The sequence below is a fragment of the Edaphobacter sp. genome (assembly GCF_035763405.1).
Taxonomy (GTDB): domain Bacteria; phylum Acidobacteriota; class Terriglobia; order Terriglobales; family Acidobacteriaceae; genus Edaphobacter.
Window position 1 is genome coordinate 1 of record NZ_DASUBE010000102.1, and the last position, 13,731, is coordinate 13,731.

At 59.9% G+C, this 13,731-nt stretch carries 12 protein-coding genes; 8 read left to right on the plus strand and 4 right to left on the minus strand.

The window, feature by feature from the left end; translation table 11 throughout:
- Positions 1–327 precede the first annotated feature (327 nt).
- Positions 328–771 (minus strand): hypothetical protein, encoded by a 444-nt coding sequence (locus VFU66_RS10470; RefSeq protein WP_326446196.1) that lies wholly within the window; start codon positions 769–771, stop codon positions 328–330.
- 109 nt (positions 772–880) lie between these two features.
- Entirely contained in the window at positions 881–1,438 is a 558-nt protein-coding gene (locus tag VFU66_RS10475; protein ID WP_326446197.1) for a hypothetical protein, read from the minus strand.
- Positions 1,439–2,005: 567 nt separating this feature from the next.
- On the opposite strand from VFU66_RS10475, the gene pyrE reads away from it, so the two are divergent.
- The 3 genes from pyrE (at position 2,006) to mtnA (ending at position 4,851) form a co-directional block, all read left to right on the plus strand.
- A complete protein-coding gene (gene pyrE / locus VFU66_RS10480; RefSeq protein ID WP_326446198.1) occupies positions 2,006–2,623 on the plus strand; it encodes an orotate phosphoribosyltransferase in 618 nt (205 codons plus the stop codon).
- Between the two features lie 374 nt (positions 2,624–2,997).
- Positions 2,998–3,765: an MBL fold metallo-hydrolase gene (locus VFU66_RS10485; protein WP_326446199.1), complete on the plus strand. Its 768-nt coding sequence runs from the start codon at positions 2,998–3,000 to the stop codon at positions 3,763–3,765.
- Between the two features lie 12 nt (positions 3,766–3,777).
- Positions 3,778–4,851, plus strand: coding sequence for an S-methyl-5-thioribose-1-phosphate isomerase (gene mtnA, locus VFU66_RS10490; RefSeq protein WP_326446200.1), 1,074 nt, complete (start codon positions 3,778–3,780; stop codon positions 4,849–4,851).
- Here mtnA and VFU66_RS10495 read toward each other — a convergent pair.
- A complete protein-coding gene (locus VFU66_RS10495; protein ID WP_326446201.1) occupies positions 4,848–5,636 on the minus strand; it encodes a hypothetical protein in 789 nt (262 codons plus the stop codon). The genes mtnA and VFU66_RS10495 overlap by 4 nt on opposite strands.
- 123 nt (positions 5,637–5,759) lie before the next feature.
- Here VFU66_RS10495 and VFU66_RS10500 point away from each other — a divergent pair, with 123 nt between their 5' ends.
- The 4 genes from VFU66_RS10500 (at position 5,760) to VFU66_RS10515 (ending at position 10,831) form a co-directional block, all read left to right on the plus strand.
- Positions 5,760–7,628 (plus strand): VWA domain-containing protein, encoded by a 1,869-nt coding sequence (locus VFU66_RS10500; protein ID WP_326446202.1) that lies wholly within the window; start codon positions 5,760–5,762, stop codon positions 7,626–7,628.
- A gap of 59 nt (positions 7,629–7,687) precedes the next feature.
- Entirely contained in the window at positions 7,688–7,993 is a 306-nt protein-coding gene (locus VFU66_RS10505) for a permease (protein WP_326446203.1), read from the plus strand.
- A gap of 149 nt (positions 7,994–8,142) precedes the next feature.
- Positions 8,143–8,535 carry a large conductance mechanosensitive channel protein MscL gene (gene mscL / locus VFU66_RS10510; RefSeq protein ID WP_326446204.1) on the plus strand — a complete coding sequence of 131 codons (393 nt, stop codon included), beginning with the start codon at positions 8,143–8,145 and terminating at the stop codon, positions 8,533–8,535.
- A gap of 142 nt (positions 8,536–8,677) precedes the next feature.
- Complete coding sequence (locus VFU66_RS10515; protein ID WP_326446205.1) at positions 8,678–10,831, plus strand: M28 family metallopeptidase; 2,154 nt, start codon at positions 8,678–8,680, stop codon at positions 10,829–10,831.
- A gap of 787 nt (positions 10,832–11,618) precedes the next feature.
- Here VFU66_RS10515 and thiC read toward each other — a convergent pair.
- Complete coding sequence (gene thiC, locus VFU66_RS10520) at positions 11,619–13,097, minus strand: phosphomethylpyrimidine synthase ThiC (protein ID WP_326446206.1); 1,479 nt, start codon at positions 13,095–13,097, stop codon at positions 11,619–11,621.
- Positions 13,098–13,230: 133 nt separating this feature from the next.
- Between thiC and VFU66_RS10525 the strand changes: the two genes are divergently transcribed.
- Positions 13,231–13,695, plus strand: coding sequence for a cytochrome c maturation protein CcmE (locus VFU66_RS10525; protein WP_326446207.1), 465 nt, complete (start codon positions 13,231–13,233; stop codon positions 13,693–13,695).
- Positions 13,696–13,731 lie beyond the last annotated feature (36 nt).

Here is a 13,731-nt window from a genome sequence, read left to right on the forward strand (position 1 = left end):
AATTGCGCATCGCTGCGCAGTAGCCTTCCAAGGGCCAAAGGCCCGACAACATACCAGCCTGGGCCGGAGGCCCAGGTTCATGATGGCAGAACATGAAAGGGCTGAAAGCCCGACACATCATTCTCGCTGCATACCATCGAGAAATCTGCTTTAGGCATCCTCTTAAAAAGAACGCCTTCTGCATATCTCCGCTCGGGTCGCTTTCCGCAAGCCCATATATCGCTCCTCCATGAGTGCATTGGCGATTTCGTGTCAATCGAGGGGCGACCAATGGTTTCGCCTGTCGCTGGCGCATTCTCGCTACCGATCAAGAGCAATGATGGCGCCCTAAATGTTGGAAAACACCATCGCCCAAAATGCAACGACCTCACGTACAAAGTCCAGACAGTTAATCACGGTCCCATCGTTTAGCTTGATCTGAATTTGCTCCTCACCCGTGCCATAGCCGCCTCTGCCATAGCGCCCGCAACCGTATCCCTGCGAACTAGACGCTTCTATTGTGATTGGCAGGCGGCGTGAAAGCTCGAAATGCTTGCCAGCGGTAGCGAGATCGCCGCAAATCTTCAGCCACCGATTTGCATATAGGCTTTCCACTTCTACCGTCGCCATTGCCGGGTCCGCCTTCACCCAGTCGATCAAGGAGTACCCTGTTATTACAAAGTTGAAAAAGCGGTCTGTCGTTACTTCTGAGTCGAGTAATGTGGCATCTCGTTTAAGTTTCTCGAACAGATCATCGGCTGATTTTAGGGGCAATGACAACGATGTGGGCATTCTCTCTCTCCCTCTTTGTGGGACAAGGTGGTGCGACAAAATGGATCTTTTCGATCGAAACCGCTTTGGCTGCGAAGGGAGCAATCACCGCGCATTGCCCCCTTTTCAATTATCCCCGGATGGTGATCTCAATAGCTTCTGGTGGAACGTTGAACGTCAGCGCCAGCCCCTTCTTTGCCTCCGCCATCGTCAGCGCCCCGAAGGTAGCCTTTGGAGCAGACAGAACCGAAGTGGTTTCTGTGACCAGGGTGAGCGCGTTAGTTGGCTCTGGCAGGGATTCCCATTTCAGCTTGGAGAAATCTATATCTAGATTTTCGAGCGACATGTACTTGACGGGGTTCCGGTCACCCTTCCAAACGTTTGGGATGTTCACCCGTGCAAATTCACTGAACTGGATTAGGTAGCGGCTTTTGGCAGACTCACCATTTTCTGGTGGTGCCGTGCTTGGAACCACCTTCTGGATTTTTCCAATCACAAAAGCGGCGTGGTGAGGTTCCGGCCCTACACCCCAATCACCTTGATCCCAGCGACCATGGGCATTGCGAGTACAGACTACAAACTCACATCGACAAGTTCGGTTAGGATCCAGACGCCAAGCAGACGTGCCGCCTTCTGCGAGGATGCGCTCAATGCTTCTGGCGGTGAATACAACTGCGATTTCGGACATAACAGCCTCCTATCTTTCTAAAGGCAGTTTATCATTAATTCTATAATATTTGCAGTAGTTTATATAAACTTTATACATTGTTACGGATATTGAACTGTTTGGCGATAACAGGCCAATGCGCTCATCATAAGAAGGAGCATTCGAGCTCAGCACGAACCAAAGTCCCGGCCTAAAATTTCGACCGAAGACGATTTTTGCCGCCGTAGCGGAGAAACCCAATTCTCCACCACCAAACCATCTACAAGAGCACGGCTTCAACCTGCGAAGAACGCCACAAAAATCTGTCAAGCCCCCAAATCAGCTAACCCTCCATGCGCCAACTACTTCCACTTGGCGGTTGAGTTTCCCCCGCCTGCTATCATAGAAATAGAGCCAAAACTTCAAGCTCCGGCACAGCCGGAGCTTTGTACTTAACCCATTATCTATCAATACTATAGAATTAAGTGTAATAAAATGAATACTTTGCGAATCAAGTCCGAACCTAAGTCCTTTGTTAAAAGGACTTTGCACAAAAAGTATGGGGGAGGGGTACTCCACAGGCTGACCATCTACAATCGAACTCGACCCATGACAACTCAGCGCGACACCCTCCTCAACCTCATCGCCACCCACTCCTTCAAGCTCGGCGACTTCACGCTCGCCAGCGGGCAGAAGTCCGACTACTACATCGACTGCCGCACCACGACGCTCCACGCTGAAGGCGGACGCCTCTCGGGCCTCGTCCTCTACGACCTCATCCGCGAGCACTTCCCTCACGCCGAAGCCGTCGGCGGCCTCACCATGGGAGCCGACCCGCTCGTCTCGAACACCGCCAGCGCCAGCGCCTGGCACGCGCTCCAGCAAGGACAAGACCCCGCCAATCCTGCAACAAAACTCCTGCAAGGCTTCCTCGTCCGCAAAGCCGAGAAGACCCACGGCACAGGCCGCCGCATCGAAGGCTTTCTCAAACCAGGAGCGCCCGTCGTCATCGTCGATGATGTCTGCACCACCGGCGGCTCGACCATCACAGCCATCGAAGCCGCGCGAGAATCCGGCATGATCGTCGCCGGAGTCCTCTGCCTCGTAGACCGCGAGCAGGGCGGCCGCGCCAACATCGAAGCCGCAGCCAAAGGAGCGCCATTCATCAGCGTCTTCACCGCTACGAATGTTCGCGCCGCGCACATCGCGCTCAACCAGGCCCGCTGATTCCGCATCGTCCCACTTTGGGAATTGCATCGCGTAAAAATCATCGCAGACACTTTTGCGCGACCTCGCTGCGCCGATAGCGTGGACTGAGAGGTCGCGCATGTTCGGAAGAAAGCTCAGCAAGTTCAGCACGAAAGACTGTCCTCTTTGCCACTCTTCGCAGGTTCGTCGTACCCGCCGCCGCAGCTTCGAGCGGCTTCTGCTTCCCTTCACCGTCGCCTGTCTCTGCAATGAATGCGGGCAACGCTTCTACACAATCGCGCGCGTCTTTCGCCGACACTCCGAAGCGCACAGCACCATGAAGATTCGCAGCATCCCGAAGTCCGGCACCGCATCTATTCCCTAAAACACAGATGCTGTAGCAAGGACAGTCCATGAGCGAACCTCGCATCACCTACATTGGCGGCCCCACGGCCCTGATTGAACTCCACGGCCTGCGTTTCCTCACCGACCCAACCTTCGATCCTGCGGGCGAGGAATACACCACCGGCACGTCTACACTGCGCAAACTTCACGGCCCGACACTCAGCTTTGACGACATCGCTCCCATCGACTACGTGCTCCTCAGCCACGACCAGCACTTCGACAACCTCGACCGCGCAGGCCGCGAGGCCCTCTCCAAAGCCAAAACTGTCCTCACCACGCAAGCTGGAGCAGAGCGCCTTGGCGGCAATGCCATCGGCCTCGCTCCCTGGGCGACCATCGAAGTGAAGACGCCAGACGGCCAACCGCTGCTCATCACCGCAACACCCGCCCGCCACGGCCCAGTCGGAAGCGAGGCCCGCAGCGGCCCGGTCATCGGCTTCGCACTCCGCCCCGCAGGTGATGAAGGCGCAGTCTACTTCTCTGGCGACACCGTCTGGTACGAAGGCGTGGCCGAGGTCGCCCGCTGGCTGCACGTCACCACCGCAGTCCTCAATATGGGAGCAGCCCGCGTAAAAACCGCAGGCCCCGCGCCCCTGACCATGACCGCAGCCGACGGTCTTGAACTCGCGCGCACCATGCCTGATGCCATCATCGTGCCCCTGCACTTCGACGGCTGGGCGCACTTCAGCGAATCTCGCCACGCCATTCAGCAGACCTTTAAAGCCGCAGGTCTGGAGCATCGTCTCCGCTGGGTCGAAGCCTCATCGACGCGATAAACTGGTAGAGACATGATTCCTACCCTCGAATGGCTCCCTACCGGCGTTAATTTCCTCGACCAGACCAAACTTCCGCTGGAGGAGACCTATGTTCTCGCCACCGACTACCGGCAGGTGGCCACCGTCATCCGCGACATGATCGTGCGCGGCGCGCCCGCCATCGGAGTCTCTGCTGCCATGGGTGTTGCCCTCGGCGTCAGCCAAAGCAGCGCGAAGGACCTCGCGACGCTCAACGCCGAAGTCGCCACCATCTCAGACACGCTCGCCGCCACGCGCCCCACTGCCGTCAACCTCTTCTGGGCCATCGAGCGCATGAGGCAGCGCTACAACGCGCTTGCCGCCGCCAACACGTCTATTCCCGAGATCAAGGCCGCGCTCATCGCCGAAGCACGCCAGATGTACGACGAGGACATCGCCGCCTGCAAGGCCATGGGAGCGCACGGCGCGGAACTTCTTCCGCAGACCGGCACTGTCCTGACCCACTGCAACGCGGGCGCGCTCGCCACCTGCGGCTACGGTACGGCACTCGGAGTCATCCGCGCCGCGGTCGAGCGTGGCCACACCATCGACGTCTTCGCCGACGAGACACGCCCCTATCTGCAAGGCGCGCGCCTCACCGCGTGGGAACTGCTCCACGACAACATCCCGACCACCGTGCTCTGCGACAACATGGCCGGCTCGCTCATGCGCCAGGGCAAAATTCAAGCCGTCATCGTCGGGGCCGACCGCATCGCCGCCAACGGCGACACCGCCAACAAGATCGGCACCTACTCGGTCGCGGTGCTGGCCAAGGAACACGGCATCCCGTTCTACGTCGCCGCACCGCTCTCGACCATCGACCCGGCCACCGCTCACGGCGACCTGATCCCCATCGAGCAGCGCGCCGCCACCGAGGTCACACACTCGAACGGCCGCCAGATGACGCCGAACGGTGCAGCCATCCAGAACCCGGCCTTCGACGTCACACCAGCCAAATACATCACGGCGATCATCACGGAGCGCGGCGTCCTGCGCGCACCCTACGAGCAGTCCATCGCCGCGATGATGAAGCAGGCCGCCAGCGAGCCTGAACTCGCAGCCATCTAAACGCCCAGAATTGCGTGGGTGATTCTGAGCCATTGCGGTGGCGCTGCACGGAAGAGATACATTGCGATGCTCTGCGCAACGATCAATGCGGGAAGAGCATAAAGATAGACCTGATGGATGCGCCTGTTCACGATCAGGTCGCGCACGACACCGAGGAAAATCAGCAAATCGACGCACACACAGGTCCACCCCAACATCGGCAGGCCCATGCCCGGAAATCTGGCGAAGGCTGCAGAGGTGAGCGCGCAGGTGGCAACCAGGAGCAGGCGTCGATGAAACTCCGGCCTGCTGCGCCATAAGACCGCCAGCCCAAAGCAGATGGCGAATACGACCATATCGTTCAACTGGATAGCAAAAAATGGCGCGGCGCTATTCTCGTGAAAGTGGAGGATATTAAACCGGTCCATGGTGATGGCGGTCGAAATACCAAGCACGGGAATCAAAACGCCAAGTGCCACTCCAAACCAGCCCAGCGTCCGATGCACGCTGACCTTATGCACCCGCACCAGCGCGGACTGCACGATGAAGAACGCCACCCAACCGGAAAACACGATCCCGTGCAGATACAGTATCCACGGACGAACCGGCACGGCATGGATGAGGTTCTGGTCGATCGTATGGCTGAAGCCATAGACCACGACCGCTGCAACCAGCAGCGACATGAAGAAGTAGAAATACTTGCCTAACAGGCCACGCAGTCTGTTCACTGCGGAAACTTCGATGGTGCGTGTCGTGCTGCCCATAATGGCAGGAATAGTAGCATCCCGCTGGTAAATCTCCACCACGCATAATTTTGCACGGTGAGCAGCGTACCGCAAACGGCCCCGTGGACAGAGTTGCACCACAACACTTTGCCGTTCGTGGTGTTCGACTACACTAGTTCATCCGAGAGATTCCGGGGAGAGATCATGCTGCGTTTGTTGCAACCCTGGCACACCCTTGCCGTCCTTGCCTGTACCACCGTTGCAGCCGCGCAGGCCCAGCCTCCGGTACAGAGCAAATCGCCCCAGCAGCCGGCGCAATCAGGCATCACACTCCACGCCCAGGCGCGGCTGGTCGTACTCGATGTCGTCGTCACCGACGCACGCCAGAACCCCGTCCACAACCTGACCGCCGCCAACTTCACGGTGCTCGAAAAGAACGCGCCACAGCGGATCATCAGCTTCGAGGAACACTCCGCAATGCCCGCCGCCGAAGCGGCCAAGGCAGCGCCCATGCCCACGCTGCCGCCGGGCATCTTCACTAACTACACGATTGTTCCGCCCGGCAGCGCCGTCAATGTCCTCTTGCTCGACGCGCTCAACACGCCCATGCGCGACCAGGCCTACGTGCGCGACCAACTCAAGCAATACCTTAACCATGCGCGACCCGACATGCGTATTGCCATCTTCGGCCTCACCACGCGGCTCGACCTGCTGCAAGGCTTCACCTCTGACCCGGATCTGCTCAAGGCGTTCGTCAACAAAAAGCTTCCCAAGGCCTCTCCGCTGCTCGACGACCAGGTAGGCGGCGGTGGTCAGCCCGAACAACTCTCCGACACGCTCAGCGGCTTCGGCGATCCCAACATGGCCACCCTGATCTCCAACCTGCAGCAGTTCGAGGCCGAGCAGCAGACCTTCAAAATCCAGTTGCGCACACGCTATACGCTCGACGCCATGAACCAGCTCGCGCGCTATCTCTCCGGCATTCCCGGACGCAAAAACCTCATCTGGTTCTCCGGCTCCTTTCCGCTCAATATCATGCCCGACGGCGATCTCGCCGATCCCTTCGCCGCTGTCGCAAGCTCCGAGAAGGAGTTCCGCGAGACGGCAAACCTGCTCACGCTCAGCCAGGTGGCCGTCTATCCCGTGGACGCGCGTGGCCTGATGACCTCGCCTGTCTTCAACGCCTCGAACTCGGGCAACAGATACGCGCGCAATCCCGCAGCCTTCAGCAAAGACCAGGCAAAGTTCCTCCAACAAACCGCCGAAGAGCACATGACGATGGACCAGATGGCCCAGGCCACCGGAGGCCACGCCTTCTACAACACCAACGGCCTCAGTCAGGCTGTAGCCAAGGCAATCGACTCCGGCTCGAACTACTACACCATCACCTACTCGCCCACCAACACGAAATGGGACGGCAGCTTCCGCAAGATTTCCATTCGCATGGATCAGCCGGGCTACACCCTTGCCTACCGTCGCGGCTACTACGCCGTCGCTCCTGGTGACGGGCCGCAAAATGAGGACGTGGCCGCCACGCTCGCATCCAATGCCCCGTTCACCTACGACCCCATGCGCACAGCCATGATGCACGGCGGCCCCGATCCGACGGAGATCATCTTCAAGGCGCGCGTGCTTCCGCTTGACTCTCAGCTCGAAGACCAGCTCGCGCGCGGCAACGCACTGAACCCGCACATCCAGACCAAAGGCCCCTACCGGCGCTACGCCATTGATCTCGCCGCCGACCCGCGCGTCCTGCTCTCGCCTTCGTCCGGAACCTATCAGGGCACGGTCCAGTTTCTCACCTACGTCTACGACCGCGACGGCAACATCATTAACCTGATCGACAACAAAATTCGCGCCAACCTTACTCCGGCTGCCTATGTTCAGTCGCTGCACACAGGCCTTCATTGGCGGCAGGAGATCAGCGTCCCCGCTAAAGGCAACTACTTTCTCCGCATCGGCATCCACGACCTCATAGGGAACCGCGTGGGCGCGATCGAGGTGCCAGTTGCCGCGGTCAGCAATCTACCTTCTCTCTCGGCGTCCACCGACCCGGCGCCAGCGGGACACTAGCCCTTGCCTCTATCCTTATAGAGAGGCCGCCCGAAAGGCAGGCTCAGCAAGACGCTATCGTGAGACCTTATCTCTTCAATCCGCGCGCGCACTCGCTTGTGCGCGGCAACGTGCTCGTTCTCGCCAGCCTGGCGTCTGCGTTCTGGCTCTCGCACTTTCCCAGCGACCGGCCCAGCGCATTCCTCGTGCTACCGCTGCTCATCGCTATCGTTGGCACAGCCGACACCATGCGCTGCATGAAAAAAACCTGGAGCCTCTACCACGGTGGCGTACTGCTGCTCATCTACATGGACCTCATGTCCACATTCATCATCCTCTTCTTTTTTCTCTACCCCTACCTGCCCTGGTTCGCCCCTACCCGCTGACCTTCTGCAACCGTAACGTATCTCGCATCCATTCTCCACACCGTCCACGCAATTTGCATACAGCCATTCGTCGGTAGGGTATACTCCCGCATTGGAACGGACGAGCAGCATGTTCCAGCGACCAAAATCACTTCAGGGAGATGTGCTCCATGCTAAAAGGATTCCGTGACTTCGTACTGCGTGGCAATGTGATGGACCTGGCTGTCGCAGTCATCATCGGCGCGGCATTTTCTGACATCACCAAGTCCCTCGTCGGGGACGTCATCAGTCCGCTGATTGCCGCCATCGTTGGCAAGCCGGACTTCTCCAACTTCGTCTTCCACGTCAATGGCGGAGTCGTCAAATACGGCAGCTTCATCAACGCCTGCATCAGCTTCCTCATTCTCGCCGCCGTCATTTACTTCTTCCTCGTGATGCCTACGGAGAGGCTGCTTCAGCGCATCAAGGGCCCGGAAGCCACCACCACCAAAGCATGCCCGCAGTGCCTCACCGACATCCCCCTGGCCGCCACCCGCTGCAAAGCCTGCGGCGAACCGGCTTAGTCTTCCGTCGCACACGCGGCCCCGGCAAGCCACATATCGCCGGGGTTCGCTAAACCTCGCTCGATGCCGCGCACCTACACCCTTCTTCAACGTTGCGATACCCTTGTCTCCCATCACTACCGCACCTCAACGAGGCCGACCGTTGCACCATCTCCACACGCTTGCCTGCCTGCTTGCCATCTCGGCTCCCGCACTTGCTCAAACGCCCGCACAGCAGGTCTTCGGCTATCGTAGCTTCGCCCAGCAGGCCAAATGGGACACGACATTTCTCGCCATCCCCGACGCCGCGCTCGCAGGCGAGCATCTGAAGATCCTCACCGCCGAGCCGCACTGGGCCTCTTCGCCCGAGGACTACAAGACCGCTCTCTACGTCGCGGACAAATTCAAAGCCGCCGGGCTCGACACGCAGATCGTCCCCTATGACGTGCTGCTCAACAAGCCCATCAAAATCTCCATCGAAGCCTTCAACGCCGAGGGCGACAAGCTCATGTCCGGCCCCACACCCGAGCATGTCGATCCCAAAAGGTTCGGCGGCGACCCCTACCAGGACGACCCCCGCGTCCTGCCAGCCTTCAACGGCTCGTCTCCCTCCGGCGACGTGACCGCCCCAGTCGTCTACGCCAACTACGGCGAGCTCGCCGACTTCAAGGAGCTTGAAAAGCTCGGCGTCAGCGTCAAAGGCAAGATCGTCCTCGTCCGCTACGGCGCCAACTTTCGCGGCGTCAAGGTCTACATCGCCCAGCAATACGGAGCCGTCGGCGTCCTCATCTACTCCGACCCCGCCGACGACGGCTACTTCCGCGGCGACATCTACCCCAAAGGCCCCTGGCGGCCAGCCACCGCCGTGCAGCGTGGCTCCGTGCAGTTTCTCCCCATCTACCCAGGCGATCCCGAAACCCCCGGCATTGCCTCCACGCCCAACCTGCCCGACTCCAAACGCATCCCCGCCGACAAGCTACAGAAAGACTGGCCCTCCATCCCCTCCAATCCTCTCTCCTATAAGGATGCCGCGCCGATCCTCAAAGCTCTCGGCGGCCCTGAATCTCCGCGCACATGGCAAGGGGCGCTTCCCTTCACCTATCACCTCGGCGTAGCCAGCGGCGCGGGCGTCGTCACAGTCCACATGCATCTGGAGCAAGATACCAGGCTGCGCACCATCTGGGACGTCATCGGCACGATCGACGGCACTGATCCCGCGCAGAAAGAGGACTGGGTCGTCGCCGGAAATCACCGCGACGCCTGGGTCTACGGCGCAGTCGATCCCAACTCCGGTACCGCCGCCATGCTGGAAGCCGTCCACGGCCTCGGCGCTCTGCTCAAGCAAGGCTGGCGACCCAGGCGCCGCGTCGTCATCGCTTCGTGGGACGCCGAGGAAGAAGGACTCATCGGCTCGACCGAGTGGTGCGAGCAATACGCGAACCATCTTGCCCACGCCGTCGCCTATTTCAACACAGACGTAGGTGTCGCGGGCCCCAACTTCAACGCCGACGCCGTTCCCTCACTCAAGCCCTTCCTCCGCGACATCACGCAGCGCGTATCGAGCCCCAAAGGCGGCACCGTCTACAGCGAGTGGAAAGCCTTCCAACAAGCCGAGCGCAACACAGGCACGCACGTGCAGATGCATCCCACTGGCGGAGCCGACGTTCACATCGGCAACCTCGGCTCCGGCTCCGACTACACGCCGTTCCTCCAGCACCTCGGCGTGCCTTCCACCGACATCGGCTCCAGCGGCCCGTATGGCGTCTACCACTCCGTCTTCGACAACTACAACTGGTTCACCAAATTCGCCGACCCCACCTTCGTCTACGAACAGCAGCAGGCCCGCATCTTCGGCCTCGAAGTCCTGCACATGGCCGACGCCGACGTGCTGCCCTACGACTACCAGAGCTATGGCTCAGACATCGTCGGCTACGTCCGGGCTGCGCAAAAGCGCGCCTCCGCGCTCAATCTCTCGCTCGACTTCACCGCCGCTAACGCCGCCGCGCAAAACTTCGCCAACGCAGGTGAAGACGTCCATCACCTTCAGGAAAATCCGCCCGCCAACGCCGCGCGGCTCAACCACGCTCTGCGAGCCGCCGAAGAAGCCCTGCTCGACCCCGCAGGCCTGCCCAAGCGTCCCTGGTACAAACACACCATCTACGCGCCCGGCGAATACACCGGCTACGCCGCCGTCGTCATTCCCGGCGTCAACGAAGCGATTGAAGCAAAGGACGCAGCCACCGCGCAAGCCCAGCTCACCGCTCTCGCCGCTGCCCTCAACCGCTCCGCCACCATCCTCGAAGCGGCCGCAAAGTAGTGCTGCTCATTCAGCAAACGATGCCGCCATTCTGAGCGCAGCAGCCTGCCCTGAGCGAAGTCGAATGGGAAGAATCCCCGCATTTTCTTGCGGTGCCCCGGATGCTTGTCTGGAACAGGCTGTTCCTTGGCAGAGTCTTCCCATCCATACAACTTTAGGCACATTTTTACTGGCAGAAGTGGGATACTCACCCCTTCAAAACGGCTCCATCATTCTCCATGAGACGGCAAAGCCGCCCCAAGGAGCCTTTCCCCATGATCCACGACCTGGTTCTTGCTCTTGTCTTTCTCATTATGATCATTGCCCCTGCACTACTTGCCATGCGCGCGGACCGGGAGGAGAACGATATTCTCTAAAAAACCGACAGCCACCCTTGGGCCCTACAGGGTGCGTTGCAGCCAGCCCACCCCTACCTTCATCCTTCAAAGAGTCGCGGGCATGGCCTTCAACTTCAGCGCGGTACGGCTCGACTGCTTCGAGCGCACCGCAGCCGAGCAAACCCCAAAAGACGCCCATCGCCGTTCACCGCGTTCCCGGCGCAACCCACCCGCTGCCGCAGCAGCCCCGGGCCAGACAAAACACAAAACCCTCCGATGAGCAAAGGCCGCACTCCCAACCAGGATGCGGCCTTTGTCCGTTGCCTCTTGTGCATTTCCATTCCGTACCCTGAGCGAAGTCGAAGGGGAAGGAATCTGCTTTCATTTTCCCCAACCAGCCTGAATGCTCGGGTGTCCCATCCATCGCGTCTTCTGCGATGGGCAGGAACATACGCCCTCGACCAGCGGCCCTACCCCCGCAGCGCCATCTGCTCCGTCACAATCTGCGTCAGGTCGGCCTTCTTCAACCCATGCTCCTTTGCATTGAACTCGTCCACCTTACTCGACCAGTTCATACTGCAGAACTTCGGCCCGCACATCGAGCAGAACGCCGCTTCCTTGTAGTAGTCATCCGGCAGCGTCTCATCGTGCATTCCGCGCGCCGTGTCCGGGTCCAGCGAAAGCACAAACTGCTTGTCCCAGTCGAACGTATAGCGCGCATAGCTGATCGCATCATCGCGGTCACGAGCGCCTGGGCGGTGCCGCGCGATGTCCGCGGCGTGAGCGGCAATCCTGTACGCAATAATGCCGTCCTTCACATCCTTCTCATTCGGCAAGCCGAGATGCTCCTTCGGAGTCACGTAGCAGAGCATCGCCGCGCCATGCCAGCCAATCATCGCCGCGCCAATCGCCGACGTAATGTGGTCGTAGCCCGGAGCGATGTCCGTCACCAGCGGCCCCAGCACGTAGAACGGCGCACCATCGCACAGCTCGACCTCTTTATCTACCTGCTCCTTGATCTTGTCCATCGGGATGTGCCCCGGCCCTTCGATCATCACCTGCACATCCGACTTCCATGCCTCGCGCGTCAGCTCGCCAAGCGTCTTCAACTCCGCAAACTGCGCCTCGTCCGATGCATCCGCCACGCAGCCCGGTCGCAACCCGTCGCCCAGCGAGTAGCTCACGTCGTACTTCGCCATCACCTTCGTGATGCGGTCGAAGTTCTCATACAAAAAATTCTGCTTATGATGCGCCGTCATCCACTGCGCCATAATCGCGCCGCCCCGGCTCACAATTCCCGTGATGCGCTTCGCCACCAGTGGCACATATTGAATCAGTACGCCCGCATGAATCGTGAAGTAGTCGACGCCCTGCTGTGCCTGCTCCTCGATCACTTCGAGATACAGATCGATGTTCAGGTCCTCAACCTTTTTGACCCGAGAAAGCGCCTCATACAGCGGCACCGTGCCAATCGGCACCGGCGAGTGCCGCAGGATCTGCTCGCGAATCATCGGAATATCCCCGCCCGTCGAGAGGTCCATCACGGTGTCCGCGCCAAAATGCACGGCCGTGTGCAGCTTGCGCAGCTCCTCATCCACGTTCGACACCAGCGCCGAGTTGCCGATATTCGCATTGATCTTGCACAGCGACTCCACCCCAATCGCCATCGGCTCCAGCTCAACGTGGTTGATGTTCGCCGGGATAATCATCGTCCCCTTCGCCACCTCAGCGCGCACCAACTCCGCCGAAATCTTCTCGCGCTGGGCGACAAACGCCATCTCTTCGGTAATCAACCCCTTGCGCGCAAAGTGCATCTGCGACATGTTCCAGTCGCCGGTCCGCTCGGCCTCAGCCTTGCGCTTGACGATCCACTCCGCCCGCCCCGCCGGCACTTTGTAACCATTGCCGTTCGCCGCCACACCCTGCACACTGTGTTCACTGCTGCTCATCGCATTTCCCTCGCTCCAAATGGCGCTGTTATCGAGTTAGTATACGCCGCCTCCACCGCGAATCCGATCACCGCACAAAACGCCATTCCCTATCAAAATCCCGCGCAAGCTCGTAAACTATCCACACGAAGCCATGCCCAGCCCAGCCCAGAAGAGCCCCGTAAAAATCCTCGTCGCCGCAGCCATCATCATCGCCACAGTCAGTTGGCTGGCTATCTCCGGCGCACGCGACAGCAAAAGCTATTACGTCACGATCACCGAGCTACAGGGCATGGGCAACAAAGCTTACACGCGCCACCTGCGCGTCGCCGGAAATGTCGCTCCCGGCAGCATTCACCGCTCCGGCACCTTCGTGGACTTCGACCTCATCGAGCAGGGCCGCAAACTCGCCGTCAGCTACAAAGGCATTGAGCCGCCGCCCGACACCTTCAAGGACGACGCCCAGGCACTTGCCGTCGGCACCTACGGACGCGACGGCGTCTTCCACGCCACATTGCTCCAGGCCAAGTGCGCCTCCAAATACGCACCCGCCGCACCAAAGCCCACGGGCACGACAACGGCAACCAACACCGCAGCAACCATGCCCTCTGTCCGCTGACTCGTTACATTTTAGAAGTGCCGATAGTTCACCAGC

Coding starts and splice junctions, on each gene's coding strand:
- mscL (WP_326446204.1), top strand. CDS start 8,143: ATGCTAAAAGGATTCCGTGACTTCGTACTGCGTGGCAATGTGATGGAC.
- mtnA (WP_326446200.1), top strand. CDS start 3,778: ATGATTCCTACCCTCGAATGGCTCCCTACCGGCGTTAATTTCCTCGAC.
- VFU66_RS10485 (WP_326446199.1), top strand. CDS start 2,998: ATGAGCGAACCTCGCATCACCTACATTGGCGGCCCCACGGCCCTGATT.
- pyrE (WP_326446198.1), top strand. CDS start 2,006: ATGACAACTCAGCGCGACACCCTCCTCAACCTCATCGCCACCCACTCC.
- VFU66_RS10475 (WP_326446197.1), bottom strand. CDS start 1,438: ATGTCCGAAATCGCAGTTGTATTCACCGCCAGAAGCATTGAGCGCATC.
- VFU66_RS10470 (WP_326446196.1), bottom strand. CDS start 771: ATGCCCACATCGTTGTCATTGCCCCTAAAATCAGCCGATGATCTGTTC.
- thiC (WP_326446206.1), bottom strand. CDS start 13,097: ATGAGCAGCAGTGAACACAGTGTGCAGGGTGTGGCGGCGAACGGCAAT.
- VFU66_RS10500 (WP_326446202.1), top strand. CDS start 5,760: ATGCTGCGTTTGTTGCAACCCTGGCACACCCTTGCCGTCCTTGCCTGT.
- VFU66_RS10525 (WP_326446207.1), top strand. CDS start 13,231: ATGCCCAGCCCAGCCCAGAAGAGCCCCGTAAAAATCCTCGTCGCCGCA.